The 25431-nt window shown below is 71.2% G+C and carries 28 protein-coding genes; 10 read left to right on the top strand and 18 right to left on the bottom strand.

Going from position 1 to position 25431, the window contains the following annotated elements:
- Positions 1-66: 66 nt before the first annotated feature.
- Positions 67-1983 (bottom strand): trypsin-like peptidase domain-containing protein, encoded by a 1917-nt coding sequence (locus tag ACHBTE_RS27275; RefSeq protein ID WP_394726755.1) that lies wholly within the window; start codon positions 1981-1983, stop codon positions 67-69.
- On the bottom strand, positions 1980-2384 hold the full coding sequence (locus tag ACHBTE_RS27270) for a CU044_2847 family protein (RefSeq protein WP_394726754.1): 405 nt from the start codon (positions 2382-2384) through the stop codon (positions 1980-1982). The genes ACHBTE_RS27275 and ACHBTE_RS27270 overlap by 4 nt, the downstream gene beginning before the upstream one ends.
- Positions 2385-2576: 192 nt before the next feature.
- Here ACHBTE_RS27270 and ACHBTE_RS27265 point away from each other — a divergent pair, with 192 nt between their 5' ends.
- A complete protein-coding gene (locus tag ACHBTE_RS27265) occupies positions 2577-2759 on the top strand; it encodes a DUF6104 family protein (protein WP_055624112.1) in 183 nt (60 codons plus the stop codon).
- Between the two features lie 134 nt (positions 2760-2893).
- Here the strand turns inward: ACHBTE_RS27265 and ACHBTE_RS27260 are convergent, their stop codons facing one another.
- Complete coding sequence (locus tag ACHBTE_RS27260) at positions 2894-3736, bottom strand: hypothetical protein (RefSeq protein WP_394726753.1); 843 nt, start codon at positions 3734-3736, stop codon at positions 2894-2896.
- Positions 3737-3917: 181 nt separating this feature from the next.
- On the opposite strand from ACHBTE_RS27260, the gene ACHBTE_RS27255 reads away from it, so the two are divergent.
- Positions 3918-4973: a DUF4097 family beta strand repeat-containing protein gene (locus ACHBTE_RS27255; protein ID WP_394726752.1), complete on the top strand. Its 1056-nt coding sequence runs from the start codon at positions 3918-3920 to the stop codon at positions 4971-4973.
- Between the two features lies 1 nt (position 4974).
- Positions 4975-6027 (top strand): helix-turn-helix transcriptional regulator, encoded by a 1053-nt coding sequence (locus tag ACHBTE_RS27250; protein ID WP_394726751.1) that lies wholly within the window; start codon positions 4975-4977, stop codon positions 6025-6027.
- A 348-nt stretch (positions 6028-6375) separates the two neighbouring features.
- On the opposite strand, the gene ACHBTE_RS27245 is transcribed toward ACHBTE_RS27250, so the two are convergent.
- From ACHBTE_RS27245 to ACHBTE_RS27230, 4 genes are all read right to left on the bottom strand, one after another.
- Complete coding sequence (locus ACHBTE_RS27245) at positions 6376-6939, bottom strand: Clp protease N-terminal domain-containing protein (protein WP_394726750.1); 564 nt, start codon at positions 6937-6939, stop codon at positions 6376-6378.
- The gene (locus ACHBTE_RS27240) at positions 6939-7148 is read right to left on the bottom strand and encodes a helix-turn-helix domain-containing protein (protein WP_003997975.1); all 210 of its coding nucleotides are present in this window, start codon (positions 7146-7148) and stop codon (positions 6939-6941) included. Before ACHBTE_RS27240 ends, ACHBTE_RS27245 begins: the two co-directional genes overlap by 1 nt.
- A 165-nt stretch (positions 7149-7313) precedes the next feature.
- Positions 7314-8276, bottom strand: coding sequence for a zinc-binding dehydrogenase (locus tag ACHBTE_RS27235; RefSeq protein ID WP_394726749.1), 963 nt, complete (start codon positions 8274-8276; stop codon positions 7314-7316).
- Between the two features lie 311 nt (positions 8277-8587).
- A complete protein-coding gene (locus ACHBTE_RS27230) occupies positions 8588-9811 on the bottom strand; it encodes an NADP-dependent malic enzyme (RefSeq protein ID WP_394726748.1) in 1224 nt (407 codons plus the stop codon).
- A gap of 653 nt (positions 9812-10464) precedes the next feature.
- Between ACHBTE_RS27230 and ACHBTE_RS27225 the strand changes: the two genes are divergently transcribed.
- From ACHBTE_RS27225 to ACHBTE_RS27215, 3 genes are read left to right on the top strand one after another with little or no spacing between them, the layout of a single operon-like run.
- Positions 10465-11418 carry an ABC transporter substrate-binding protein gene (locus ACHBTE_RS27225; protein ID WP_394726747.1) on the top strand — a complete coding sequence of 318 codons (954 nt, stop codon included), beginning with the start codon at positions 10465-10467 and terminating at the stop codon, positions 11416-11418.
- 35 nt (positions 11419-11453) lie between these two features.
- On the top strand, positions 11454-12395 hold the full coding sequence (locus tag ACHBTE_RS27220; RefSeq protein WP_394726746.1) for an amino acid ABC transporter permease: 942 nt from the start codon (positions 11454-11456) through the stop codon (positions 12393-12395).
- Positions 12392-13153 (top strand): amino acid ABC transporter ATP-binding protein, encoded by a 762-nt coding sequence (locus ACHBTE_RS27215; RefSeq protein WP_394726745.1) that lies wholly within the window; start codon positions 12392-12394, stop codon positions 13151-13153. Before ACHBTE_RS27220 ends, ACHBTE_RS27215 begins: the two co-directional genes overlap by 4 nt.
- An 88-nt stretch (positions 13154-13241) precedes the next feature.
- Here ACHBTE_RS27215 and ACHBTE_RS27210 read toward each other — a convergent pair whose 3' ends face one another.
- Complete coding sequence (locus tag ACHBTE_RS27210; RefSeq protein ID WP_394726744.1) at positions 13242-14012, bottom strand: class I SAM-dependent methyltransferase; 771 nt, start codon at positions 14010-14012, stop codon at positions 13242-13244.
- Between the two features lie 98 nt (positions 14013-14110).
- Here ACHBTE_RS27210 and ACHBTE_RS27205 point away from each other — a divergent pair, with 98 nt between their 5' ends.
- On the top strand, positions 14111-14740 hold the full coding sequence (locus ACHBTE_RS27205; protein WP_394726743.1) for a CGNR zinc finger domain-containing protein: 630 nt from the start codon (positions 14111-14113) through the stop codon (positions 14738-14740).
- Here ACHBTE_RS27205 and sodX read toward each other — a convergent pair.
- The gene (sodX, locus tag ACHBTE_RS27200) at positions 14644-15078 is read right to left on the bottom strand and encodes a nickel-type superoxide dismutase maturation protease (protein WP_394726778.1); all 435 of its coding nucleotides are present in this window, start codon (positions 15076-15078) and stop codon (positions 14644-14646) included. The genes ACHBTE_RS27205 and sodX overlap by 97 nt on opposite strands.
- 145 nt (positions 15079-15223) lie before the next feature.
- On the opposite strand from sodX, the gene sodN reads away from it, so the two are divergent.
- Both sodN and ACHBTE_RS27190 read left to right on the top strand, forming a co-directional pair.
- Positions 15224-15619, top strand: a complete 396-nt coding sequence (sodN, locus tag ACHBTE_RS27195; protein ID WP_007491258.1) for a superoxide dismutase, Ni — start codon at positions 15224-15226, stop codon at positions 15617-15619.
- A 405-nt stretch (positions 15620-16024) separates the two neighbouring features.
- A complete protein-coding gene (locus ACHBTE_RS27190; RefSeq protein ID WP_394726777.1) occupies positions 16025-17464 on the top strand; it encodes a glycosyltransferase family 39 protein in 1440 nt (479 codons plus the stop codon).
- A 17-nt stretch (positions 17465-17481) separates the two neighbouring features.
- On the opposite strand, the gene ACHBTE_RS27185 is transcribed toward ACHBTE_RS27190, so the two are convergent.
- On the bottom strand, positions 17482-17712 hold the full coding sequence (locus ACHBTE_RS27185; protein ID WP_394726742.1) for a hypothetical protein: 231 nt from the start codon (positions 17710-17712) through the stop codon (positions 17482-17484).
- A gap of 100 nt (positions 17713-17812) precedes the next feature.
- Positions 17813-18967 (bottom strand): inorganic phosphate transporter, encoded by a 1155-nt coding sequence (locus ACHBTE_RS27180; protein WP_394726741.1) that lies wholly within the window; start codon positions 18965-18967, stop codon positions 17813-17815.
- 130 nt (positions 18968-19097) lie between these two features.
- Here ACHBTE_RS27180 and ACHBTE_RS27175 point away from each other — a divergent pair, with 130 nt between their 5' ends.
- Entirely contained in the window at positions 19098-19865 is a 768-nt protein-coding gene (locus tag ACHBTE_RS27175) for a VOC family protein (protein WP_394726740.1), read from the top strand.
- Positions 19866-20117: 252 nt separating this feature from the next.
- Here ACHBTE_RS27175 and ACHBTE_RS27170 read toward each other — a convergent pair whose 3' ends face one another.
- From ACHBTE_RS27170 to ACHBTE_RS27140, 7 genes are all read right to left on the bottom strand, one after another.
- Positions 20118-20450, bottom strand: a complete 333-nt coding sequence (locus ACHBTE_RS27170; RefSeq protein WP_394726739.1) for a DUF952 domain-containing protein — start codon at positions 20448-20450, stop codon at positions 20118-20120.
- A gap of 9 nt (positions 20451-20459) precedes the next feature.
- Positions 20460-21686 (bottom strand): RNA polymerase sigma factor, encoded by a 1227-nt coding sequence (locus ACHBTE_RS27165; protein ID WP_394726738.1) that lies wholly within the window; start codon positions 21684-21686, stop codon positions 20460-20462.
- 7 nt (positions 21687-21693) lie between these two features.
- Positions 21694-22107, bottom strand: coding sequence for a YciI family protein (locus ACHBTE_RS27160; protein WP_394726737.1), 414 nt, complete (start codon positions 22105-22107; stop codon positions 21694-21696).
- A 96-nt stretch (positions 22108-22203) separates the two neighbouring features.
- Complete coding sequence (locus ACHBTE_RS27155; RefSeq protein ID WP_394726736.1) at positions 22204-22488, bottom strand: hypothetical protein; 285 nt, start codon at positions 22486-22488, stop codon at positions 22204-22206.
- Between the two features lie 26 nt (positions 22489-22514).
- A complete protein-coding gene (locus ACHBTE_RS27150; protein WP_394726735.1) occupies positions 22515-23099 on the bottom strand; it encodes a dihydrofolate reductase family protein in 585 nt (194 codons plus the stop codon).
- 171 nt (positions 23100-23270) lie between these two features.
- Complete coding sequence (locus ACHBTE_RS27145; RefSeq protein ID WP_394726734.1) at positions 23271-23864, bottom strand: GNAT family N-acetyltransferase; 594 nt, start codon at positions 23862-23864, stop codon at positions 23271-23273.
- Positions 23865-24179: 315 nt separating this feature from the next.
- Positions 24180-25328: a family 2 encapsulin nanocompartment cargo protein polyprenyl transferase gene (locus ACHBTE_RS27140; protein WP_394726733.1), complete on the bottom strand. Its 1149-nt coding sequence runs from the start codon at positions 25326-25328 to the stop codon at positions 24180-24182.
- Positions 25329-25431: the final 103 nt, after the last annotated feature.

The raw sequence follows: 25431 nt of genomic DNA, 5'->3' as shown, positions 1-25431 counted from the left end.
GTGGTGACAGCGGGCTCAGGGGGATCCAGGGGGATCCAGGGGGATCGGGCGCACGGGGATTCGGGCTCAGGGGGATTCGAGCCGGTCCTCGCACAGCGGTATGGGGCGGTGCGGGTCGTCGTAGAGCAGGGCGAGGTGCTCGGCCCAGAAGGCGTCCTCGTCCGCCTCACTGATCCGTTCCCGCAGCGCCCGCACCCGCTCCGGCAGTGCGGTGGCCCGGCCGGTCGAGCCGAGCAGCCGTGCCGTCCGGTCGTGCAACTGTTCGCATCCCGCGCCGCAGCCGTGCGCGTGTTCCGCCTTGAGGTTCCACAGGACGACGGCGTAACCGGCGCCGATCGCCTCGGTCAGCGTGCCGCTGCTCTCGCCGGGGGACCTGCACAGCACCGGCACGGCGCCCGGGGGCGCGGCCTCCAGGGTGTCCTTCGCGTACGCCGGTGACGGCACCGGCAGCGCCTTGAGGCCGCCCTCGACCACCCCGCGCCAGCGCTCCCGCCACATGTCCGCGGGCTCGCCGCACCGCTTCAGGCAGCGCAGGACGACCTGCCGGTGCACGCCGAAGGGCCGTTCGGCCGGGTGCGGTCGCAGGCTGCGGACCACGGGGCCGGGGCGCCAGAGGTGGACGTCGACGTCGAAGTGCTCGACGGGCAGCGCGAGTTCGAGGCGGGTCTGCCGCGGTCCGGCGTCGAGCTGGGCGAAGGCACGGGCGAGTGGCCCGCCGAGCAGGTGCGGGAGCTCGGCGAGCGCGGCGCCTTCGTCGGACGGCCCCTCGTCCAGGGCGCGTACGGTCCCGGCGCCGCCGCGCCAGCACCAGATCCGCCAGTGGAAGCGGTCGTGCGGCCGGAAGAGGTCGGGTATCAGTTCGACGGCCACCACGGGTCCGTCACCGTCGTCCGCGCAGACGCGGTTCCTCGCGGTCGACGGGGTGACGCCCTTCTCGACGACCAGCGCCCGCAGATGGTCCGGGAGCCGGTCCGCCCGGCGCTCCACCCAGCGTTCCAGGGCTCGCGCGGCGTCGGGCGCCCGGGCCGCGGTGACCGCGGCCACCGCGCGCAGATAGTGCAGTGAGCGCAGGTCGGCGTCCTCGTAATCGTCGTACAGCCAGCCCTGGCCGTCGCGCCAGTCGACCGGGGCCGTCTCGTCCTCCCACAGCGGTTCGTGCCCCAGCACCCGGGCGATCACGTCCTGAAGCTGTGCCGAGGACTCGGGACGCGGCAGCGCGGAGAGAAGCGCCCCGGCCTGCGCGCTGTCCCGCGGTGCCCAGCACCGCGCGCCGCCCGGTCGGATCCCCTCCTGGAGCAGCACCCAGGACATGGGCCCCTCGGCCGCCTGGTGCCATCGGTCGTGGGCACGGATGAGTTCGCCGTACGGGTCCGCGCCCAGCCCGTCCTCTCCGCCGACCGGGCGTGCGGTGCGAAAGCCGCGCAAGGCGGTCGCGGACACCGCGAGGCCGCCGTCCCGGCCCGTCCTGCGCGCCTTGACGATCCCCGCGACCACCCCGTGCTCACGGTCGAGGAGCGGCCCTCCGGAGGCTCCGCTCGGGATTTCCATCTGGGGTCCGAGGGTGAGTCCGAAAGCGCCGTCCCGGCCGTTGCACTCGCTCTCGCCGTCCCAGCGCTGGGGCGTCCGGCCCTGCGGGGTCCGCCATCCGTACGCGGCCACGCGGAGGGGCCGGTCGCAGCGGTCGGTCAGCCGTACGCAGGCGTGTTCGACGTCCTCCGGAACGCGTACGAGGGCCAGGTCGTCCTCGGGGTCGCCGCCGCCCCCGAGCCAGTAGCCGAGGCGGGCAGGTGCGTCCAGCCGGTGGCCCCGCACCCGGAGTGGACCGACGCCCTCCGCGCCCCTGGTGAGCGGCAGGACGTGCGCGCAGGTCAGCAGCCATCCGGGCGCCACGAAGAATCCGGTGCCCCACAGGGTGCCGGGTTCGCCGTCCGGGCCGATGCGCACGGTGGCACGCACCGCGAGCTGGCCGATCCGGTCGGTCATGCCGAGGCGCTGTCCCGGTCCCCGGCCGCGGCCGGGACGGTGGCGTCGCCGGCCGCGGACGCGTCTGGCTGCCAGGTGAGGGTGATCGACAGGGCGGCCTTGGCCTCACCGTCGGCGAGCAGGGCGACGGCCTTGCCGGACTTGAGCACGAGCTCCACGCCGAAGGTGGCACTGACCTCGTCGGGCCGTGCCGCGCGGGCCGCGTCCAGGACCGCACCGCCGACCCCGCGGACGAGCTCGCCCAGCTGGTCGACGCGGGCGGCCATGTGATCGAGGGCGCCCACGTCCTCGTACGCGAACTCGTCGTCGCCGGCCGGCACCTCCTCGGGCGCCGGCACACCGACCCGTGCGAGCACCTTGGCCCCGCCGGGTAGCTCGATCTCCTGGATCCTGCGTTCCACCGCCGCCCCCGTACGCACTGGTCCAACTCGTGCTGCCGTGACGGTCGTTGCCGCCTCGGCACGTGTCCCCCATTGTGCCTGGGCACGCGCGCGTGAAGCTGTGGTTTCCGTGCAAACGCGAGGCGGGTTCGCGGGCCGCATAACCTGGAGTCGACAACCCGAGGTCCCCGGACCATTCCCAGGAGAGCACCCGTGTACTTCACCGACCGTGGCATCGAAGAACTGGAGAAGCGGCGCGGCGAGGAGGAGATCACCTTCGAGTGGCTGGCCGAGCAGCTGCGCACCTTCGTCGACCTGAACCCGGACTTCGAGGTACCGGTGGAGCGGCTGGCGACGTGGCTGGCCCGGCTGGACGACGAGGACGACGACATCTAGCCGACATCGGGACGGCGACTGTACGACGACCAGACATCGGGACGGCGACTGGCCGACGACCAGGGGATCGGCGGAACTCTCCGAGGAACCCGGTCCCTTCCCCTCACGTCCCTCCCCTCCCCTCCCCTCCCGCGTCAGTCCAGCGGTCGTACCGCCTCGTACGCCAGCCCCAGCGCCCCATGTGCCAGCAGCACCGTGCCCGCCACGATCCAGCCGGCGCTGCGGCGACGCAGGCCCCAGGCCGTGAGGGGCAGTCCGGCCGCGAGCTGGGTCAGGGCGAGCACGTGCGCTCTGGGACCGCCTGCCCAGGGCAGCCAAGGGCCGAGTCGGCCGCCCTCGACGGCGTCGAGTTCCGCGCGCAGGGCGTCGCGCCAGCCCGACCACTCGATCCGGACGTGGGGCTGGTCGCGGGCGGCCTCGTGGAGGTTGTCGGCGCTGTCGCCCGGGGTGAGCCCGGCGGGCAGGGACACGCCCGCGCGCGTGAGGACCGCGATGAGGCCGCGCATGCGTGCCCGTGCGTCGGCCGCGCGGTCGGGGTGCGTCAGCTCGTCCAGGGACTGCACGTCCAGGACCGGATCGAGGCCGAGCCGGCCGGCGAAGGTGCGCATGGCCTCGTCCTCGCCGACAGGTGTGCCGTTGGCGAGCCAGACGTAGCCGACGGGGCGCCGGAAGCCGGAGGCGAGGGTGTAGCCGGTGCGGTCGGCGTCCCACCACAGGGCGAGGACGGGCCATGGTGCGCCGACGGCGAGCGCGGTGGCCCAGCCGGTGAGGACACGGTCGACCGGTTCGTCGCCCTCGAGCCAGGGCCTGCCCTCGGGGACGAGCACGCTCCATTCCCGTCCGGCCGGCACGAGCAGCATGTGCTCGCGCAGCAACTGGGCGGCGGAGGCGACGGACTCGGGCGCCGCGCGACACAGGAGCAGGGCGCCCGGGGCGGGACGGGCCGGGCGGGCGGTCCTGGACTGTTCCGTCGACATGGCAACACGCTAGGCCGATTTGTCTGCCTGGCGTGATTTGTGATCACCAGAACGAGTGCCTTGACTTTCCCTGTCCGCGATATATCGTGTTTAACGGAATACGCGATATGGCGTGTCGTGTTCGCGTTCGTGTTCAGGTCCGGTCATGCGACCGTGCCCGGTCGCACAGGAGGTCCGCAGCATGTCCGAGTGGTCCGTGGCAGAACCCAGGAAGCTCATCTTCGACGAGCCGGTGAGCGAGCTCCACGTACGCATCGTCAACGGAACGGTGAACGTGGTGGGGACGGACGAAGGTTCCGCCCGCCTGGAGGTCTCCGAGATCGAGGGCCCGCCCCTGGTGGTGACCCAGGAGGGCGGCACCCTGACGGTGGCGTACGAGGACCTGCCCTGGAAGGGCTTCCTCAAGTGGCTCGACCGCAAGGGCTGGCGGCGCAGCGCGGTGGTCTCCCTGGCGGTGCCGCCCGACACCCGGGTCGAGGTGGGCGTGGTCGGCGCCGGGGCGGTGGTGTCGGGGATCCATGGACCGTCGGTCGTCAAGGGCGTCACCGGTGACACCACGCTGGTCGGCCTCTCCGGTCCGGTCCGCGCCGACACGGTCTCCGGCAACCTGGAGGCCCAGGCCGTCACCGGCGACCTCCGCTTCAACTCCGTCTCCGGCGACCTTACGGTCGTCGAGGGCTCCGGCTCCGCCGTGAAGGCCGACTCGGTGAGCGGCTCCATGATCGTCGACCTCGACCCGGAGGGCCCGACCGACGTCCGGCTGACCAGCGTCTCCGGCGAGATCGCCATCCGCCTGCCCGCCCCGGCGGACGCTGATGTGGAGGCCAACACGGCGAGCGGCACGATCTCCAACGCGTTCGAGGATCTGCGGGTCCACGGCCAGTGGGGCGCCCACAAGATCACCGGCCGTCTGGGTGCCGGCACGGGCAGGCTCCGGGCGACGACGGTCTCCGGCTCGATCGCCCTGCTGCGCCGGCCGCCCAAGGAGGAGGAGCCCTGGGAGGCGGAGGCGTGGGAGGAGCCCGAGCCCGACGCCGTGGGCAGGGACCACGCGGGCACGGACGCCGCGGCCCGCGCGGACGCCGCCGACCGCGCGGGCCAGAGCCCGACGACCGACCCGGTTAACGACCCGGTGAACGGCGCACAGGACGCCTCGGGGGACAATTCCGTCTCCGGCCGGGGAGACGGCCCCACCGACACCCCGGCCGGCGGCACGACCGACAAGAAGGTGCTCTGACATGCCTCCCGTCTTCGCCCACGGCCGCCTCCGCCTCTATCTGCTGAAGCTGCTGGACGAGGCCCCGCGCCACGGCTACGAGGTGATCCGTCTCCTGGAAGAGCGCTTCCAGGGGCTGTACGCACCATCGGCCGGCACCGTCTACCCGCGCCTGGCCAAGCTGGAGGCCGAGGGCCTGGTCACCCACACCACCGAGGGCGGGCGCAAGGTGTACGCCATCACGGACGCGGGCCGCGCCGAACTGGCCGACCGCAGTGGCGAACTGGCCGACCTGGAGCTGGAGATCAGGGAGTCGGTCGCCGAGCTGGCCGCGGAGATCCAGGCCGATGTGCGGGGCGCTGCGGGCGATCTGCGGCGCGAGGTGCGGGCGGCGGCGTCCGAGGCCCGCCAGGGCAACGGCACCAAGGGAGAGCGCCCGTTCGGCGACTTCACGGAGTACACCGACAACGAGGCGTGGCGCGCCGCCAAGGAAGAGATGCGCCGGGCCAAGCAGGAGTGGAAGGAGCAGGCCCGCCGCGCCAAGGACGAGAGCCGCCGCGCCCGCGAGGAGGCGCAGCGTGCCCGGCGCCAGGCCAAGGAGGCACAGGACCGTGCCCGGGCACAGGCCCAGGAGGAGGTCCAGCGCATCGCCCGCCGGGTCCAGGAACATGTCCAGGACCACTTCGCGCGCGGCGACTGGCCGACGGGAGTGCGAGAGGGCCTGACGGAACTGGCCAAGGAGTTCGGCGACTTCGGCAAGGACTACGGCAAGGGGCTCGGCAGGGACTTCGTCTTCGGCCGCCAGAGCGGCACCTCCAAGTCGGCGCCGCAGCACCCCGAGTACTCCGACACCCCGGAGGACTTCCCCGCCGGCTTCGAGCCCACCTGGGCCCATGAGCCCCCCACCGGCGAACCGGCCCGCGACCTGGACCGGCTGCTGGACCGCTTCCGCGACGACATCCGCGACGCGGCCAGGGACCACGGTGTGACACCGGACCAGCTCCGCGATGCCCGCCACCACCTGTCGACGGCGGCGGCCCACATCGGGGCCCTCCTGCGCACACCGAAGCCCTGAGAGCAACCCGCCTGATGTACGGCCCTTCCTGGACGGTAGGGCCTGGGCGGTACGGCCTGGGCGGTGCGGCTTCTTCCTGCGCGGGCGGCCCGTACCGCTACCGCCCAGGGCTGGGAGACCGGTGCCAGGACCGACGCCGACGCGCGGGTCGCCGTGCGGCCTGTGGAGCGGCCCGGCGCGTGGAGGAGTCGGGCCGGTGGAGAGAAGTCCGGCCTGTGGAGAGAAGTCCGGCCGGTGGAGCAGCCCGGCCCTGGAGAAAGCCCGCAGTGGACGAGTGCGGCCTGGTTGTTGAGACGTGCGCCCCATGGAGAAGTGCGCCCGAAGGCCGGGGGTGCGCCGGCCGGTCCCTCAACCGGCCTTGGCCTCCCCTCCCCCGTAGAGCACCCGCATGAGCGCCTCGTACGTCACCCCGTGATCCGCAAGCACCTCGGCGGGTACGCCGGGCCGCGCCGTCAGCGACAGCAGGATGTGCTCATCCCCGATGTGCCGGTCCCGGCGGGCGACGGCGATGCGCAAGGACCGCTCCAGCACGTCCTTGGCACCCCGGCTGAAAGGCCGGTGCCCCGACCACCATTTCTTGTCCCGCCGGGCCCCGGACATCGCCCCGACTCCATGGACCTCCTCCACCCGGGCGACGATCTCCGCCACGTCGATCCCCAGCCCGGCCAGCGCCTCCGCCTCGGCCTGCGACAGCCCGCCCCGCCGCCGGGCCTCCCCCAACGCCCGCCGCACGGACTGCGGCCACTGCCCGCCGCCGAGTGCGGCGAGAGCGAACGAGGCCCGGGTGCCCTCCCGATCGAGCAGCGCAAGCAGCAGATGCTCGGCGTCGACGTGCCGCGCCTCACCCCGCTCGGCGTGCTCGACGGCGCCCGTCACCACCGCCCGGGCATCCTTCGTGAACCGCTCGAACATCAACGCCTCCCGTACTTCTTGTGCACGGCCTGCCTGCTGACCCCGAGTTCCGCGGCGATCTCCTGCCACGACCACCCCTGATTACGCGCACTGCGCACCTGCACGGCCTCCAGCTGCTCCAGCAGCCGGCGCAACGCCGCGACGGCCCGCAGCCCGACGCGCGGATCACGATCACCGGCACGCTCGGCGAGATCTGTTGCTTCGGTCATGATGTCAACTTACGTTGACACACGGAGTCGCGTCAACCCCAATTGACAACACAATGGGGCCCCACCCGCGCCCGGGCATGCGAACGGCGGGCCCGGGCAAAGCCCGAACCCGCCGGTGACAGCGCAGGAGCCCGCAGTCGGAGGGAGAGGGAAAGGCGAAAGGCGTCAGTTCGTGAGCACGATCTTCCCGAACAGCTCCCCCGACTCCATCCGCTCGAAGCCCTCCCGGGCCCGGTCCATGGGAAGCACGTCGTCGATGACGGGCCGCACGCCCGTGGCGGCGCAGAAGGCGAGCAGATCCTCGAGCTCGTCCTTCGTCCCCATCGTGGACCCGACGACCTTCAGCTCCAGGAAGAAGATCCGTGTGAGCTCGGCATGCGAGGGCCGGTCACCGCTGGTGGCCCCGGAGATGACCAGCGTGCCGCCCGGCTTCAGCGACTTCACCGAGTGCGACCAGGTCGCGGCGCCCACGGTCTCGATCACGGCGTCGACCCGCTCCGGCAGCCGCGCCCCCGACTCAAAGGCCTCCACGGCACCCAGTTCGACGGCACGCTTGCGCTTGGCCTCGTCCCGGCTGGTGGTGAAGACACGCAGCCCCGCGGCCTTCCCGAGCACGATGGCGGCGGTGGCGACACCGCCACCCGCACCCTGCACGAGCACGGAGTCACCGGGCCGCACACCGGCGTTGGTGAACAGCATCCGGTACGCCGTCAGCCACGCGGTCGGCAGACAGGCGGCCTCCGCGAAGGTGAGCTCCTTGGGCTTGGGCAGGATGTTCCAGGTCGGCACGGCCACCTGCTCCGCGAAGGTGCCCTGATAGCGCTCGGTGAGGATGGACCGAGGCTCCTTCGGCCCCACCCCGTGCCCGCTCTGCCCGATGACGGAGTGCAGGACGACCTCGTTGCCGTCCTCGTCGACCCCGGCGGCGTCACAGCCGAGGATCATCGGCAGACGGTCCTGAGGGAGGCCGACGCCTCGCAGTGACCAGAGGTCGTGGTGGTTGAGGGAGGCGGCCTTGACATTGACGGTGCTCCAGCCTGGACGGGCCTCGGGGGCCGGGCGCTCCCCCAACTCCAATCCGGAGAGCGGCTGGTCGCGGTCGATCTGGGCGGCGTAGACAGCGAACATGACCTTGACGATAGGGGCCCGTGACCACCGACGGAACCGTGGCGGCTTGTGAGACACGCCCTCTTGTCAAGGGCCCTCGCGTGAGGGCCGGACGATCGGCCCGCCTGCCGCCGCCCGGACTCCCCGCCACCGAGAACCACCCGATCGGCCCCGCGGCGAGCCGAGAAACCCGCGAGACCGACCCACTGCCCCAGTGACCCACCAACCCACCGACCCACGCACCCACGCACCCACGCACCCACGCACCCACCGGACAAAGAAGTGGCCCCGTCCACCCGGACGGGGCCACCTCTCACAGCCTCAGCGGCGTGTCACCGACGGGCGACACCCTCCGCCCGGGCGGCGGCGGCCACGGCGGCGGTGACCGCGGGGGCCACCCGCTCGTCGAACGGCGACGGGATCACATAGTCGGCGGCGAGATCGTCACCGACGACGCCCGCCAGGGCCTCCGCCGCGGCGATCTTCATGCCCTCGGTGATCCGGGACGCCCGCACCTGGAGCGCGCCCGCGAAGATCCCGGGGAACGCCAGCACGTTGTTGATCTGGTTCGGGAAGTCCGACCGGCCGGTGGCCACGACCGCCGCGTACTTGTGCGCGACGTCGGGGTGCACCTCGGGGTTCGGGTTGGCCATGGCGAAGACGAACGCGCCCTCGGCCATGGAGGCGACCGCCTCCTCCGGCACCGTACCGCCGGAGACGCCGATGAAGACGTCGGCGCCCGCCAGCGCCTGCTCCAGCGAGCCGGTGATGCCCGCCTTGTTGGTGAAGCCGGCCAGCTCGCGCTTGACCGACGTCAGGTCCTCCCGGTCGGCCGACACGATGCCCTTGCGGTCGGCCACCGCGACGTCTCCGATACCGGCCTCGACCAGCATCTTGGCGATGGCGACACCGGCGGCGCCAGCGCCCGAGATGACGGCCCGCAGATCCCCGAGCCCCTTCCCGGTGAGCCGCGCGGCATTGCGCAGCGCGGCCAGCGTCACGACGGCGGTGCCGTGCTGGTCGTCATGGAAGACCGGGATGTCCAGCCGCTCCTGGAGCTGCTTCTCGATCTCGAAGCAGCGGGGCGCCGAGATGTCCTCGAGGTTCACACCACCGAAGGACGGCGCGAGCCGCACCACGGTCTCGACGATCTCGTCGACGCCGGTGCAGCTCAGCGCGATCGGCACGGCGTCGACGCCGCCGAACTGCTTGAACAGGATGGCCTTGCCCTCCATCACCGGGAGGGAGGCCTCGGGCCCGATGTCGCCGAGCCCCAGCACGGCCGTACCGTCGGTCACGACGGCGACGACGGACGACTTCCACGTGTAGTCGTGCACCAGCTCCGGCTGCTCGGCGATCGCGCTGCACACCTTCGCGACGCCGGGCGTGTACGCCAGGGACAGGTCGTCCTTGTCCCGGACCGGCACGGTGGCCTGCACGGCCATCTTGCCGCCGCGGTGCAGCGCGAACGCCGGATCGAAGGAATCGAGGGGCTCGGCCCCGCCGTCCTGATCGGTATTGCCTTCGCTGCGAGGATTGACAATCTCCGCTGCCACTTTGTCTGACCCCTTAAGTGTTCATGGTTTGAGGGTGGAACCACTCCTGGTGAGAAGTGGGCGGGACCGCGTATGACCCTGCTCGTTGATACGTACGACGTACGACGTACGGCCCATACACGACGGCGCGCCGCACACGCGCCCTGAGCCCCGGATGAGGGGTGTAAAGAACCTTCTTACCGGACGGACGCCGCCGACGACGAGTCCAATTGGTGCAAGATCACATGACGGGCGCGCAAACAACGGCGCCGACGACACGAATCGGACACGGTCGGACGGCCACACCGTCCCGTTTCGGGACCCGATAAGCTGACAATCGACAGCAAAGATCGCAAAAGCCACCGATGGCGACAATCCGGGCGCGCGACAGCTTCGCAGCTTGAGATACGCCGGAGATCTTCCGGCCGGAAGCCCAGATTCCCGCAGAAGGTGCGGTCGCGATGTACCGGCCTGAGACGGTTCGGAAGGTAACCCGTTATCCGATTTTGACATTGCGGGATCCCTGAATGGCTCAGTCCGAATGGCAAGATGCCGTAATCACACGGGGTCGCGACACTCGAAGACGTGTGTCCCAGTCGACCACGGACAGTGCCGAGCCATCGGTAGCTGTAAGCCCCATCGGCAACTCCACCCATCCGCCGGAGGAACCCACCATGACCGCAAGCACCACTCGTCGTACGACCGCCGCACGCTCCCGGTTGGCAGCGGTCGGCTCGATCGCGGTCGCAGGCGCCCTGATTCTCACCGGCTGCGGTGACCAGACCCAGGACAGCGGCACGGAAAGCGGCTCGAAGAGCGTCGCGCCGCTGGCCGAGAAGCTGCCGCAGGCGATCCGCGACAAGGGCGTCATCAAGGTCGGCTCGGACATCGCCTACGCGCCTGTCGAGTTCAAGGACGACTCCGGCAAGACGGTCGGCATCGACCCCGACCTCGCCGCCGCCATGGGCAAGCAGCTCGGCGTGACCTTCCAGTTCGAGAACGGCACGTTCGACAGCCTGATCACCGGTCTGCGCTCCAAGCGGTACGACATCGCCATGTCCGCGATGACCGACACCAAGGACCGCCAGGAGGGCATCGACTCCGACACCGGCAAGAAGGTCGGTGAGGGCGTCGACTTCGTCGACTACTTCACGGCCGGTGTCTCGATCTACACCCAGAAGGGCAAGAACACCGACATCAAGACCTGGTCGGACCTGTGCGGCAAGAAGATCGTCGTGCAGCGCGGCACGGTCTCCGAGGACCTGGCCAAGGCCGAGGCCAAGAAGTGCACCGGTGGCAAGACGATCACCATCGAGCCCTTCGACAACGACCAGCAGGCCCAGACCCGCCTGCGCGCGGGCGGTGCGGCTGCCGGTTCCTCCGACTTCCCCGTCGCCGCGTACGCCGTGAAGACCTCCGGCGGCGGCAACGACTTCCAGCTCGTCGGCGAGCAGGTCGAGGCCGCGCCGTACGGCATCGCCGTCGCCAAGACCAACACCCAGCTGCGGGACGCCCTGAAGGCCGCGCTCGACGCCATCATCGAGAACGGCGAGTACGACAAGATCATCAAGAAGTGGGGCGTCGAGGACGGCGCGGTGAAGGAAGCCACCATCAACGGCGGCAAGTGACCGCACCGAACAGCGGGCACTGAAAGGCAACACCTGTGACAGACATCGACAAGAAGGACGGGCCGGCGGACACCCCGCCGGCCGGTCCTGAGGCCATCAAGGCCATCCCGGTCCGCCACTACGGGCGGTACGTCTCCGCCGTCGTGGCGGTCGGCCTCCTCGCCGCCATCGTCTACGCGTTCTCCCAGGGCAAGATCAACTGGGGCGCGATCCCGGACTACTTCTTCGACGACCGCATCCTGGACGGCGTCGGCAAGACGCTTCTGCTGACCGTCCTGTCCATGGCGATCGGCATCGTCGGCGGCATCCTGCTCGCTGTGATGCGCCTGTCGAAGAACCCGGTGACCTCGACAATCGCGTGGTTCTACATCTGGTTCTTCCGCGGCACCCCGGTCCTGGTCCAGCTCATCGTCTGGTTCAACCTGGGCCTGGTCTTCGAGTACATCAACCTCGGCCCGTTCTACCGGGACGAGTGGTCGGACTTCATGACGCCGTTCCTGACGGCGCTGCTCGGCCTCGGCCTCAACGAGGCGGCGTACATGGCGGAGATCTGCCGCGCCGGTCTGCTCGCGGTCGACGAGGGTCAGACCGAGGCGTCCCACGCGCTCGGCATGAGCCACACCAAGACGCTGCGCCGGATCGTGATCCCGCAGGCGATGCGCGTGATCGTGCCGCCCACGGGCAACGAGGTCATCAACATGCTGAAGACGACCTCGCTGGTCTCGGTCGTCCAGTACCCCGAACTGTTCCGCGCGGCCCAGGACATCGGCCAGACCTCCGGTGCCCCGGCCGAGATGCTGTTCCTGGCGGCGGCCTGGTACCTGCTGCTGACCTCGATCTTCAGCGTCGGCCAGTACTACCTGGAGCGGTACTACGCACGCGGTTCGAGCCGGTCGCTGCCGGCCACCCCGTTCCAGAAGATCAGGGCGAACCTGCTGTCCCTGTCGAACCGTTCGTCGACGGGAGGTCCCGCATGACCGCCATGGTGAAGGCCGAGGGCGTGCACAAGTCCTTCGGGCTCGTGGAGGTGCTCAAGGGCATCGATCTGGAGGTGAAGTCCGGTGAGGTCTTCTGCCTCATCGGCCCCTCCGGCTCCGGAAAGTCCACCTTCCTCAGGTGCATCAACCACCTGGAGAAGATCAACGCCGGCCGGCTGTACGTCGACGGCGAGCTGGTCGGCTACCGCCAGAAGGGCGACAAGCTGTACGAGCTCAAGGACAGCGAGGTCGCGCTGAAGCGCCGGGACATCGGCATGGTGTTCCAGCGGTTCAACCTGTTCCCGCACATGACGGCGACCGAGAACGTCATGGAGGCGCCGATCCAGGTCAGGGGCGTGAGCAAGAGCCAGGCCAGGGAGCGCGCGATGCAGCTTCTGGACCGCGTCGGCCTCGCCGACAAGGCCGGCAACTACCCCTCGCAGCTCTCCGGCGGCCAGCAGCAGCGGGTGGCGATCGCCCGGGCGCTCGCGATGGACCCGAAGCTGATGCTCTTCGACGAGCCGACCTCGGCCCTCGACCCGGAGCTGGTCGGTGACGTCCTCGACGTCATGCGCGACCTGGCCGAGTCCGGCATGACGATGGTCGTCGTCACCCACGAGATGGGCTTCGCCCGCGAGGTCGGCGACAGCCTGGTCTTCATGGACGGCGGCGTGGTCGTCGAGTCGGGCGACCCGCGCGAGGTGCTGACCAACCCGCAGCACGAGCGGACCCAGGCGTTCCTGTCCAAGGTGCTCTGACGGTACGCACGAAAGGGGCGGTACGGGATTCCCGTACCGCCCCTTTCGCCTGTCCAGCCGCCCCGCGGTCCTGCTCTGTCCCGCTGCCCTACTTCAGCGCGAGCAGCAACGTGTCCGACGGTGAGCACCACACCGGCCGGGCCTCGCCGAAGCCCTTTTCGCGCAGCACGCGCGCGTGCCACTGGACGGACGGCATGTCGCCGTCGGCGTGCTCGCCGTAGATCTCGTAGCGGCGGGCCGTCGGACCGGCGAGGACCGGGTCCTTCGCGGCCAGCTGCCACCACTCGGCCCAGTCGAGGGCGCCGTCCGCCTTGGCCTGATCCATACGGGCGTGGCGCTGGGCGCGCTCGGCCGCGTTGATCCGGGGCGTGGACTCGTCGATCATGTGGTCCGCGTTGAGGAAGACACCGCCGTCGCGGACGAGGCCCGCGACCTGACCGTAGAGGGTCGCGAGGGGTTCACGGTGCAGCCAGTGCAGGGCCGTGGCGGTCAGCACGGCGTCGTAGGAGTCGTACGGCAGCTTCGCCGGCCAGTCGGGGTCCTTGAGGTCGGCGGTGACGAACGAGACCCGCCGGTCGCCCGCGAAGGTGCCCTCGGCGATGGCGAGGAGCGCCGGGTCGAGGTCGACGCCCGTGCTGGTGGCCTCCGGGAACCGGGCGAACAGCCGGGCCGTGATACTTCCCGTGCCGCACGCGAGATCCAGCACGCGTGGCGTGGGGCCGACGAGGGCCTCCACCATGTCGAGCATGATCCGGAACCGGTCCTCGCGGTCGGGCATGTACCACTCCTGCTGCCGGTCCCAGCTCTCCTGCCAGGCGGGCCAGTCGGTACCGGTCGTGGTGGTGGACGTGTCCGTCATCGAGCCCTCCGTAGCGCAAGTCACGTAATACCCTGGAAGCACGATCAGCTCTTACTCGACCGCACCCCGACGATAGAACGCCTCCGTAAGGACTACAAGTGGAACTGGCCTATTACTCGGACTACGCCGTACGACTCGTCAACAGCGAGGACCCGGCCCGGGGCAAGGACTCGATGACCTCGGTCGAGGCCATCCGCGACCTGTTCGGCGTCAACCAGTCGGCGGCCCGCCGCGCCACCGACGCGGACGTCACACGGTTCCGCTCGGTCCGGGCGCGGCTGCGCTCGGTCTTCGAGGCGGCGGACCGGGGCGACGAGACACTCGCCGTGGACCTGCTGAACGCGCTGCTGCTGGAGTTCCCGGTGAGCCCGCAGATCTCCGGCCACGACTTCCGGGACGACGACGGCCGCCCCCTGTGGCACATGCATCTGGCGGACCACCCGTCGAACGCGACCTCCGGCTACGCCGCCATCGCGTCCATGGGTCTGGCGTTCCACCTGACCGAGTACGGCGTCGACCGCCTGGGCCTGTGCGAGGCGCCGCCGTGCCGCAACGCCTACCTGGACACGTCCACCAACCGCTCCCGGCGCTACTGCTCGGACCGCTGCGCGACCCGGGCCAACGTGGCGGCCTACCGCGCCCGCAAGCGCCTGGCGGCCGACCGGTCGGCGAGTACGGGCCGCAGCGCCGACAGCGCCCAGCGCGCCAGCGCGAACGGCGAGCGCTGATCCGGCTTGCGGGGCCGGTAGCGCAGCCGCACCTTGCCCAGGATCAGCTCGTCGGGCACTACGCCGTAGTCGGTGCTGTCACCACCGGCGTACACGTTGTCGCCGAGTACCCACCAGCCGCTCTCGCGGCGCTCGGCCGCGCGCTTGACGACCAGCAGGTCCTGCTGGAACGGATGCCTCAGGATGACCACGTCACCGGCCCTGATCCGCCCCCGGTGCAGCACGACGAGCAGATCGCCGTGGTACAGCGTGGGAACCATCGACGGTCCGGTCACCTCGGCCCACCCGAAGGGCCGGCCCGCACGCCCGCGCTCGGTCTCCTGTGACAGCTCCGGCATCCCCGGCACCTCCCCGGTACGGTCCTCCACCAGTCTCAGTCTGACCCTGGACTTTTGTCCTAAGCCCATGGGGGCACCCGCGAAAACCCGTCTTGCAGGGAGTAATGTCCCACCTGAGAAGACGATCACGAGGAAGGAATGCTCCATGCTTTCCCGCCTGTTTGCCCCCAAGGTCAAGGTCAGCGCGCACTGCGACCTGCCCTGCGGTGTGTACGACCCGGCCCAGGCCCGCATCGAGGCGGAGTCGGTGAAGGCCGTCCAGGAAAAGATGGCCGCCAACGACGACCCGCACTTCCAGGCGCGCGCCACCGTCATCAAGGAACAGCGCGCCGAGCTGGCCAAGCATCATGTCTCGGTCCTCTGGAGCGACTACTTCAAGCCCCCGCACTTCGAGAAGTACCCGGAGCTGCACCAGCTGGTCAACGACGCCCTCAAGGCCCTTTCGGCCGCCAAGGGTTCCACCGACCCGGCGACGGGTCAGAAGGCGCTGGACTACATCGCCCAGATCGACAAGATCTTCTGGGAGACCAAGAAGGCCTGACCCAAGGCGCTCTGCCACGGTCTCCCGAAGGGGCCCAGCCGGACCACCGGCCGGGCCCCTTCGACGTCTCCGCCCGGACCGGCACAAGCAATCGCCGCCACCGCGCCCCACTTCCCCGCTCGCCGCCCATACGACGGCTGAGCAGGCTCGAGGTTCCCCGCAGCGCCGGTGATTGTGTTCACGCCGCGGACGCTGGCCGGTGCCCGACCGCGTGCCGTAGGTTCTGGCGTGTCCACTGCGTCGGCCGATCTTGGCCGCGAGGGACGTATCGGGGGAAAAGCCGCAGCACACCCGTCCCGTCTCGGCCCGCATGGCCGGGGCGTTCTTCGGCGTGCCCCTTGACGGCGCACGGGTGGGACCACATCACCGGGCGGCCCGGCCCCCGCCGGTCGGAATATCGAGTCCCTGGAGCCACCCCTGCGCCGCCGCCCGCCCCTGTGGCCGATCCCGTTCCTGTGGACCCTCGCCCTCGGACTGTGGGGGCTGTCCCGGCAGCACAGTGTGTGGCGGGACGAGGCGGCCACCTGGCAGGTGGCCCGGCGGTCCGTCGCCGACATCTGGCACATGCTCGGGCACGTCGACGCCGTGCACGGGCTCTACTACCTGCTGATGCGCGGGCTCTTCGTGTGCTTCGGCGCCGGCGTCACGACCCTGCGCCTGCCCTCGGTGCTGGCCATGGCGGTCGCGGCGGCATGCGTGGCGGCCATCGGCCGGCGTCTGGCCGGGTACTGGGCGGGCCTGGCGGGAGGGCTGGCGTTCGCACTGCTGCCGGCCGTGCAGTTCCATCTCCAGGAGGGCCGCCCCTACGCCCTGATCACCGCCGGGGCCGGGGTATCGACACTGCTGCTGGTCACCGCCCTACAGGGCCGCGGACGAGCGGGACTCTGGGCCGCGTACGGCGGCACGGTGGCGGTGTGCGGGCTGCTCAACTGGCTGTCGCTGCTGATCCTGCCCGCGCATCTGGCGACCCTGCTGTGGACGCGGACCGGACGCCGGACCTGGGCCTGCTGGGCGACGGCCGCGACCGGTGCCGTGTCGGCGGTGCTGCCGTTGATCCTCTTCAGCCGGCGCCAGGCCGCCCAGGTCTCCTGGATACCGCCGCTGACCTGGCACATGCTGATCGGCCCTGCGGTCCTGCTGGCGATCGGCGGCCTCGGTGCCCTGCTGGACCGGCCCCGCGCGGGCCGGCTGTCGTTGGCGGCCGTCGGGCTCCCCTTGCTGGCGGTGCCGCAACTCGGCCTCCTCGGCCTGTCCTTGGTGCGGCCGCTGTTCCTGGACCGCTACGTCCTGTTCAGCATGGTCGGTCTGGCCCTGCTGATCGGCGCCGCGCTGGGCACGGCGGTTCGGGTCGCCGGGCCACGCTTCCCGAGAGCGTCACGGTGGCTCGTCCCGGTCGTGGTCGCCGTCGCGATGGCGGCACTGTTGCCCCAGTCGCTGGCCAAGCGTTCGCCGGCGAGCCGCGTGGACGACGTCCTGTCGGTGGCGTCGGAGGTCCGGCGACTGAAGCAGCCCGGGGACGCGGTCGTCTTCATACCGGCGGCCCGGCGGGACACCGCCCTGGTCTCCCCCGGACACTTCAGGGGCCTGCGGGATGTCGCACTGGCGGAAAGCCCCGTGGCGTCCGGGACGTTGAAGGGCGTGGAGGCGGCCCCGGCCCGGATACGGACGGCGATGCTGGCCCAGCGTCGGATCCTGCTGGTCACGGACACGCCCGCGGTGGCCCGGCCGCTGTCCGCCAAGCGGGACGAGGTGAAGACCGCCGTACTGGTAGAACACTTCAGGGTGGTGTCCGACGAGCAGATCCGCGGGCGGCGGGTGACGGTGTACGAGCGGATCCGCGGATAGCCGAAGCACGGCCCCGGTCAGTGGAACTGCGGCACGATCAGATGGATCCCGTACGCCACCACCGCCCCGCACGCGAGGAAGCACAGCCCTGCCTGGGCAAGGCCCAGGGCCAGGACGCCGCCCTTCTCCCGCGCCTCCTCGCAGCGGGCCAGGCCCACCACGCCGAGGGCGAAGACGGCGACCACGGCCACCGTGCCGACGAGGCTCACCGCGGCGACCTGGCCGAGTGCGGTCCAGTCGAGGTTCATGACATGAACTCCCCTTGTTTCAGGAGGCTTTCAGGCGGTACTTCAGGCGAATTTCACGCGACTTTCAGGCCCATGGCGCCGGATCGCGTGGGACGGACCGTCAGGCCGCCGTGCCGACCTTCGCCGGCTCCGAGCCGCGGACCGTGACCTCGTGGTCGTCGTTGACGTTGTGCGCGGACACCGGGTTGCGGCGGGAGACGAGCACGATGGCGCCGGCCAGGCCCGCGCCGACCAGGGCGACCACGGCCGTACCGATGTCGCCGCCGAGCCTGACCACGCCCGCCGAGACACCACCGACCAGCGCGGCGGCGGGCAGGGTGACCAGCCAGGCCACGATCATGCGGCCGGCCACGCCCCAGCGGACCCCGGCCAGCCGTCGGCCGAGGCCCGCGCCGAGGATGCTGCCGGAGGCGACCTGGGTGGTGGACAGGGCGAAGCCCAGGTGGGCCGAGGTCAGGATCACCGTCGTGGAGGCCGTCTCGGCGGCGAAGCCCTGCGGGGAGTGGATCTCCGTCAGGCCCTTGCCCAGCGTGCGGATGATCCGCCAGCCGCCGAGGTAGGTGCCGAGGCCGATGGCCAGACCGGCGGAGGCGACCACCCAGAAGGGCGGGCCCGCGTCGGGGCCCAGCGCGCCGGCCGAGATCAGGGTCAGCGTGATGACGCCCATCGTCTTCTGCGCGTCGTTCGTGCCGTGCGCCAGGGACACGAGCGAGGCCGAGGCGATCTGGCCCAGACGGAAGCCCTTGGTGACGGTCTGTTCGCGGGCGCGGGAGGTCAGCCGGTACGCCAGGTGCGTGGCGAGCAGCGCCGCGAGCCCGGCCACGAGCGGTGAGGCCACCGCCGGGATCAGAACCTTCTCGACGACCTTGTCGAAGTGCACCCCGTGTGCCCCCGCCCCGACCCAGACGGCCCCGATCAGTCCGCCGAACAGTGCGTGCGACGAACTGGACGGCAGCCCGACCAGCCAGGTGAGCAGATTCCACAGGATCGCCCCGACCAGGCCCGCGAAGATCATGCCCGGCGTGACCAGAGCGTCCTGGACGATGCCGCCGGAGATCGTCCTGGCGACCTCGGTGGACAGGAAGGCGCCGACGACATTCAGCACGCCGCTGATGAGAACGGCCGTCCTCGGCCTCAGTGCCTCCGTGGCGATGGACGTGGCCATCGCGTTGGCCGTGTCGTGGAACCCGTTGGTGAAGTCGAAGGCGAGGGCCGTCACGATGACGACCACCACCAAGAAGGTGATGTGATCCATTCCCCCATGCAAACAAGCGCGGGCCGATATGCGGGGAACTCGGGGCAAAGCGTGTCCCAGCGCCTGTCGAGGACGCCGGGCCCTCCTTCCGTCGCGTGGCCGGCGGGGCCGCCCGATCTACGATCGCCCCATGAGCATCCGCTGGACCTACGCCTTCGTCGACCGCCCCGCTGCGTCCTTCGGCCTCGCACACACCTTCTGGACCGCGGTGACCGACACCCGGCTGTCCGAATTCCGTGGTGATCAGGGCGAGTTCGTGACCCTGCTGCCCGGTGGCGGGGCCGACCCCTGTGTGAAGGCGCAGGGGGTCGACACGGGCGCGGGCGGCGCGCATCTCGACTTCGCGGTGGACGACGTACCGCGATTCATCGACTCGGCGCTTCGGCTGGGGGCCGGTGTCGCCGCCGAGCACGAGGGGTGGGCCGTGCTGCGTTCGCCCGTCGGGCAGTTGTTCTGCGCGGTGCCATGGCACCAAGAGGCGGTGCGCCCGCCCGTGGTGCACGGCAGCCGGCTCGACCAGGTCTGCCTCGATGTGCCGCCGTCGGTGTACGAGGCCGAAGTGGCGTTCTGGAGCGCCCTGCTGGACGGCTGGACGTCCCGTCCCGGCTCCCGCCCCGAGTTCCATGTGCTGGCGCCGCCGCCCGGGCTGCCGATCCGCATCTTGCTCCAGCGGCTCGACGAGCGGGGGCCCGGCGGCGAGGAGCGTGCCGCCTGCGCCCACCTGGACCTCGCCTGCGCGGACATCGCGGCGACCCGCGCCCGGCACGAGGAGCTGGGCGCGAGCTTCGTGGCCCAGGGGTCCCACTGGACGGTGATGCGGGACCCGGCGGGCGGGGTGTACTGCCTGACGGGGCGGGACCCGGAGACGGGCGGGCTGCCCGCCGCTAGCGCGTACTGAAGATGCAGAGCACCTGAGTCGCCTCGGCCGCGGAGGGGCTCGGGCACGCCGACTCCCACCCGCCCGGCAACGACGGTGTCGGGCGCGCCTCCTCCCACCGGTACGGCTCCCGCGGCGCCGCCGAGTCCTGCAACCACAGCGTCAGACCGCCCGAGACGGCCACCAGGACCACCCATGACGCCGCGATCCACCGCCACGTCCGGTGTCGCCCCGTCACCGCCGCGATCCACCGCCAGGACCGATGTCGCCCCGTCACCGCCACGGCTCCACCGCCACCACCGCGTCCACCGGAATCGGCCCGTACACATGCGGGAACGCCTCGCCCCCGGGCTCCGGCGCCTCGTACTTCACCGGCGCCTCCAGCCGCGCGGGGTCCACCACCAGCACCACCAGCTCGTCGGGACCATCGTAGGAGCCGTATAGGAAGGCGGCCACGGACGGGAGTTGGGCGCGGGTCGAGCAGTGGATGAAGCCCTCCTGCGCGAGGGTGCGACCACGCGTCGACATCGCGTACGCGCCGTGCTCGCGGGCCGCCTCCCACAGGGAGCGCTCGGTGAGGTGAAGGATGTACGTGTGTTCGGGCATGGGCCCACGCTATGGCCTCAGCCGGGCCGCCCGCGCGTGCAAATAGCGCTGTTCGGGCAGGCTCAGCGTCTTGGCGGCGGCGGACTCGTAGGCCGCGCGGGCCTCCTCGTGGTCGCCCGCCCGCTCCAGGAGGTGACCACGGACCGCGTCCAGGCGGTGTCCGGCACCCAACTCGTCCTCCAGTTCGCCCAGTTCGGCGAGCCCCGCACGCGGACCATGGACCATGGCGACGGCGACCGCGCGGTTGAGCCGCTCGACGGGGCCCGGGACGAGGCGTACGAGGACGTCGTAGAGGCCGAGGATCTCCCGCCAGTCGGTCTCCTGCGCGCTGGGCGCCTCGTCGTGGACGGCGGCGATGGCGGCGCGCAGCTGGTACGGGCCGGCCCGGCCGCGGGCGAGGGCCCCGGTGATCAGGGTGACACCCTCGTCGATCGCCGCCTTGTCCCACCGGCCCCGGTCCTGTTCATCGAGCGGGATGAGTTCCCCGTGCCGGCCGGCGCGCGCGTCGCGGCGGGCGTCGGTGAGCAGCATCAGGGCCAGCAGCCCGGCCGCCTCGCCGGTGTCGGGGAGGAGGCGGTGCACCGCGCGGGTCAGCCGGATCGCCTCGCCCGCGAGGTCCCGGCGTTGCAGGCCGGCGCCCGAGGTCGCCGTATAGCCCTCGTTGAAGATCAGATACAGGATCTGCAGGACCGCGGGCAGCCGGTCCTCCCAGTTGTCGGGGCGTCCGAAGCGCACCCCGCGGACCTTCTGCTTGGCCCGGCTGATGCGTTGGGCCATGGTCGCCTCGGGGACCAGATACGCGCGGGCGATCTCGGCCGTGGTGAGGCCGCCGACGGCACGCAGGGTGAGGGCGATCTGGGCGGCCGGGGTCAGGTTCGGGTGGCAGCACAGGAAGAGCAGGGTGAGGGTGTCGTCCTCACGGGGAGCCCGGTCGGCTCCCGGCGGCGGCGCGGTGAAGGCGTCCCGCGGTGTGAGCGCCGCGACCCTGTCCTCCCGGGCCCGGCGGGCCTCCTCGGCGCGCAGGGCGTCGGTGAGCCGGCGTGCGGCCACCCTGATCAGCCAGCCGCGCGGATTGTCGGGGAGCCCGGTCCGCGGCCACTGCTCGTCCGCCGCGACCAGGGCTTCCTGTACGGCGTCCTCGGCGGTGTCGAAGTGGCCGTACCGCCGTACCAGCGCGCCGAGGACCTGCGGCGCGTGGCGGCGCAGCAGGTCCTCGGTCTCCGGCGTGACGCTCATCTACGGCTCAGATGTCCCCGGTGCCGTCGTCGATGGGCCGGATCACCACCGGGTACACGGGTGCCCCGGCGGGCTGGGGGCAGCGGATGATGCGGTCGGCGATCTCGGTGACCCGTTCCAGGCTCGCGCAGTCGAGCACCCAGTAGCCGGCCAGCAGCTCCTTGGTCTCGCTGTACGGCCCGTCGGTGATCACCGCCTTGCCGTCCTCGCCCAGCGTGACGTGCCGCGTCCTGGCCGGTTCGGCCAGCCCCTGCCCGTCGACCATCTCGCCGGTCTCGGCGAGGTCGTCGTTGAGGGCGCTCATGAAGGCGTACATCGCCTGGACGTCCTCCTGGCTCCAGGCCACGGAGTGCTCGGACGCCTTCCCCTGCATCGCCTCGTAGTCCGCCTGTGTGCCCTGCACCATGACCAGGTACTTCATGACTGAACTCCTTCGGTGTCCGTCGGCTCGGGCCGCCCTCGGTGGGCGGCTCTCACAGGGGACGTCGGAGCCGGACCGGGATTCTCGACAGGGGTTTCAAGATTGTTCCGCGGCTGTCGCACCGGCCGCCGGCCCGTCGGTCTCGCGGGCTGTCTCCCCGGCCTCCCGCACGGCCTTGCCACCGCCCCCGTGCGCAGCTGCACCCCCGGCCCCCTCGTCGGCGGCGGTCGCCCCGCCCTCCTCGACGCGGGCCTCGCACTTCAGGTTGTGGCAGGGGCCGGCCACCCAGGTCGGCACCCATGCGCCCAGCGTCTTGTGGCGCTTGACGACCGTCTCCACGGGCTGTCCGCAAGCGGGACAGACGTGTGTGTCGCTGTCCATGTCTTCAGAGTAGGGCGGACGGGGCGTCAGCGCTTCCTGCTGAACGTCCGCACCATGACGCCGTTGCCGAACGTGCGCACCGAGTCGAGGCTGAGTTCGGTGAGGGCGAAGCCGGAGCCGAACATCGGCATGCCGGTGCCGAGCACGATCGGGTAGGTCTTGATGACGAGTTCGTCGATCTCGTCGAGGAGTTCACCGGCGAGCTGCGAACCGCCGCACAGGTAGATCCCCAAGGGGCTCTCCTCGGCCTTGAGTTCACGCACCTTGCCGACCAGGTCCTCGCCGATGATCCGGACGTCGGGGTCGGGTGACTGCGTCAGGGTGCGCGAGGCGACGTACTCGCGCAGATGGGCGTACGGGCTGGTGTTGCCCTCCTTCAGGGCCAGGTCGTAGCTGCGGCGACCTTGGACGACCGTGTCGAACCGCTTGTTCTCCAGGTCGTCGACCCCGCGGATCCGACGGCCGACGGTGGAGATGGTGTCCGGGTACTCGGTCTTGAGGAACTCGAAGAACTCCTCGTCGACGAACGGGAACATGAACGAGGCGTCGCCGTCCGGGTCCCCGATGAATCCGTCGACGGAACAGGCGATGAAGTACGTGAGCTTTCGCAAGTCGGACTCTTTTCGTGCTGGACTCCAGTTACCACTCCATTTGTAGTACTCCAGTTGTAGTGGTCGCAAGGGCATTCCGGAGCACGCCGCAAGTGAGAGAGTAAATTCCGCTACCGGCCCGATGATCGTGCGAGGTGCGCCTGGTCCGCGCCGGGTCCGCGCCCGGCCAGGTCAGCCGCGCGGGTCGCGCCACATCGGCCACATCCGCGGACCGTCCGGAAGGTCCAGCGGACCGCCCAGCAGCTCGAAGCCCAGACGCTCGTACAGCTTCCGGCTGCGGGCGCTGCTCGCCTCCAGATACGCCGGAAGGCCCTCACGGTCACAGCGGTCGAGGGCCGACGCCATGAGCGCGGTGCCGAGGCCCTCACCCTGGCGGCCGGGTGCCGCGGCGATCATCCACAGGTACGCGTGCGCACGGCCGGCCGGATGGATGTCCGCCGTCAGCCGGCCGATCAGCTCGACACGCGCGTTCTCCGGGTCGACGGCCGCCCGCAACTGCGCGGGCCCGTCCTCGTCCTGGTCCTGCGCACCGGCCGGTACGGACATCCACAGCGCGCACGCCGTGCCGTCCTCGGTGACATCGATCCGACCGGCGGCCAGCACGATGTCGGTGAACGCGGCCACGAGCAGCGGGTGAGTGCTACGGCGGTGCTCCGCGTCCGGGAACACCCAGGCGCTGACCGGATCGTCCTGGAAGGCCGCGTCCAGCAGCCCGACCACCAGCTCCCGGTCCGCCTCGCCCGCTGCCCGGATCGCCACACCCATGTCCGCCGCCCCTTCATCTCAACCGGCCTCGATCGTAGGTCGGTTCGGGGGGTGCATGACGTCCACGGCACCGCTTTGACGCGATCTGGTGGAAGAGGTGCTGGATCTCGGGGACGGTGCGGCAAGGCGGGCCCCGCACACCGTGGGGATGTGCGGGACCCGCCGGTCCGGAACCGCCTTCCGGTCGTACGGGGTCAGGAACCGTACGGCCCCGGCGACTCCGGGGTCTGCGCTGCGGCCGGCCACACCGACCGCGGGTCTTGCCACTGCCGGCGGCCGGACCTGCCGCCGGCGCCGCGGGCCGTGCGGCCCGTCTCAGCTGCTGCGCCGGGTCACGAACTCGGCCAGGGCCAGCAGTCCGCCCGCCTCCTCCGGGTCGGGGACCGCACAGGCCAGTTCCTGCATGGCGCGGGCCATCCGGTCGGCTGCCTGGGCCTGCGCCCAGTCACGTCCGCCGGCCCGTTCGACGGCGAGCGCGGTCAGCGTGACGTCGTCATCGCCCTCCTTGTCGTACGGCGACTCGTACAGCGCGGCCAGTTCCGCCGCGGCCGGACCACCGGAGGTCAGCGCGGCGACGACGGGCAGCGACTTCTTGCGGGCCGTGAGATCCGCGCCGGCCGGTTTCCCGGTGTGGCTCGGGTCCCCCCATATGCCGATCACGTCGTCGATGAGCTGGAACGCGAGCCCGGCCTCCCGTCCGAAGGCGTCCAGCGCCACCACGTCCTCGTCCGGCGCACCCGCGTACAGCGCACCCAGGGCACACGCACACCCCAGCAGCGCGCCCGTCTTGGCCTCGGCCATGGCGAGCACCTCGTCGAGACAGACGTCCCCGGGGTCCCTTCGCTCCATCGCCGTGTCCGCCTGCTGACCGGCGCACAGCTCTACGACACAGTCCGCGAGCCGGGCGGCGGCCTTCGTGGACGCCGGATGCGGGTCCTGCGCGAGCAGGCGCAGGGCAAGTGCCTGGAGGGCGTCCCCGGCGAGGATCGCGTCGGCGTCACCGAACACGGTCCATGCGGTGGGCCGGTGCCGTCGCGTGGTGTCCCGGTCCATCACGTCGTCGTGCAGCAGTGTGAAGTTGTGCACCAGTTCCACCGCGACGGCCGCGTGGACGGCAGCCGTCCGCGCCTCCGGCCCGCCGAGCGCGGCGGCTGCGGTGAGGACGAGGGCCGGGCGGATCGCCTTGCCCGCATGGCCCGTCGCCGGGGAGCCGTCCGGATGCTCCCAGCCGAAGTGGTAGCGCGCGATCCGCCGCAGGGGGCCCGGCAAGGACTCGACGGCCGCGCGCAGTTCGGGCTCGACCGAGGCCCGGGCGCGCTCCAGGATCACCGCCGCCTCGGGGCCGTCGGCAGGCCCCGGCCCGCCGTCCCGTGGGATCGCGATGGGCCCCCGCCTTTCGAGCGCCTCGGTGGACGGCCGCGCCCCGACGGGGCGTTGCTGCGTCTCCGTCATGAACTCACCCATGGCATCGTCTCGGAGGTGCGGCGGACGGTGGCTCTTGCGCCGCGGCTGGGGGCCTACCCCGAGGGTGTACCCACGCGTGGGGCGCGGGACACGGCGGATGGGC

The sequence above is a fragment of the Streptomyces sp. M41 genome (genome assembly GCF_043673425.1).
In the GTDB taxonomy this organism is placed as follows: domain Bacteria; phylum Actinomycetota; class Actinomycetes; order Streptomycetales; family Streptomycetaceae; genus Streptomyces.
This window is presented reverse-complemented; position numbering and strand designations above follow the sequence as displayed.

What these genes read in the sequence shown, in the direction of transcription:
- ACHBTE_RS27275 (WP_394726755.1), bottom strand. Translation starts at nt 1,983, where the DNA reads ATGACCGACCGGATCGGCCAGCTCGCGGTGCGTGCCACCGTGCGCATC.
- ACHBTE_RS27260 (WP_394726753.1), bottom strand. Translation starts at nt 3,736, where the DNA reads ATGTCGACGGAACAGTCCAGGACCGCCCGCCCGGCCCGTCCCGCCCCG.
- ACHBTE_RS27255 (WP_394726752.1), top strand. Translation starts at nt 3,918, where the DNA reads ATGTCCGAGTGGTCCGTGGCAGAACCCAGGAAGCTCATCTTCGACGAG.
- ACHBTE_RS27250 (WP_394726751.1), top strand. Translation starts at nt 4,975, where the DNA reads ATGCCTCCCGTCTTCGCCCACGGCCGCCTCCGCCTCTATCTGCTGAAG.
- ACHBTE_RS27245 (WP_394726750.1), bottom strand. Translation starts at nt 6,939, where the DNA reads ATGTTCGAGCGGTTCACGAAGGATGCCCGGGCGGTGGTGACGGGCGCC.
- ACHBTE_RS27240 (WP_003997975.1), bottom strand. Translation starts at nt 7,148, where the DNA reads ATGACCGAAGCAACAGATCTCGCCGAGCGTGCCGGTGATCGTGATCCG.
- ACHBTE_RS27235 (WP_394726749.1), bottom strand. Translation starts at nt 8,276, where the DNA reads ATGTTCGCTGTCTACGCCGCCCAGATCGACCGCGACCAGCCGCTCTCC.
- ACHBTE_RS27225 (WP_394726747.1), top strand. Translation starts at nt 10,465, where the DNA reads ATGACCGCAAGCACCACTCGTCGTACGACCGCCGCACGCTCCCGGTTG.
- ACHBTE_RS27215 (WP_394726745.1), top strand. Translation starts at nt 12,392, where the DNA reads ATGACCGCCATGGTGAAGGCCGAGGGCGTGCACAAGTCCTTCGGGCTC.
- ACHBTE_RS27210 (WP_394726744.1), bottom strand. Translation starts at nt 14,012, where the DNA reads ATGACGGACACGTCCACCACCACGACCGGTACCGACTGGCCCGCCTGG.
- sodX (WP_394726778.1), bottom strand. Translation starts at nt 15,078, where the DNA reads ATGCCGGAGCTGTCACAGGAGACCGAGCGCGGGCGTGCGGGCCGGCCC.
- sodN (WP_007491258.1), top strand. Translation starts at nt 15,224, where the DNA reads ATGCTTTCCCGCCTGTTTGCCCCCAAGGTCAAGGTCAGCGCGCACTGC.
- ACHBTE_RS27185 (WP_394726742.1), bottom strand. Translation starts at nt 17,712, where the DNA reads ATGAACCTCGACTGGACCGCACTCGGCCAGGTCGCCGCGGTGAGCCTC.
- ACHBTE_RS27180 (WP_394726741.1), bottom strand. Translation starts at nt 18,967, where the DNA reads ATGGATCACATCACCTTCTTGGTGGTGGTCGTCATCGTGACGGCCCTC.
- ACHBTE_RS27175 (WP_394726740.1), top strand. Translation starts at nt 19,098, where the DNA reads ATGAGCATCCGCTGGACCTACGCCTTCGTCGACCGCCCCGCTGCGTCC.
- ACHBTE_RS27170 (WP_394726739.1), bottom strand. Translation starts at nt 20,450, where the DNA reads ATGCCCGAACACACGTACATCCTTCACCTCACCGAGCGCTCCCTGTGG.
- ACHBTE_RS27165 (WP_394726738.1), bottom strand. Translation starts at nt 21,686, where the DNA reads ATGAGCGTCACGCCGGAGACCGAGGACCTGCTGCGCCGCCACGCGCCG.
- ACHBTE_RS27160 (WP_394726737.1), bottom strand. Translation starts at nt 22,107, where the DNA reads ATGAAGTACCTGGTCATGGTGCAGGGCACACAGGCGGACTACGAGGCG.
- ACHBTE_RS27155 (WP_394726736.1), bottom strand. Translation starts at nt 22,488, where the DNA reads ATGGACAGCGACACACACGTCTGTCCCGCTTGCGGACAGCCCGTGGAG.
- ACHBTE_RS27145 (WP_394726734.1), bottom strand. Translation starts at nt 23,864, where the DNA reads ATGGGTGTGGCGATCCGGGCAGCGGGCGAGGCGGACCGGGAGCTGGTG.
- ACHBTE_RS27140 (WP_394726733.1), bottom strand. Translation starts at nt 25,328, where the DNA reads ATGGGTGAGTTCATGACGGAGACGCAGCAACGCCCCGTCGGGGCGCGG.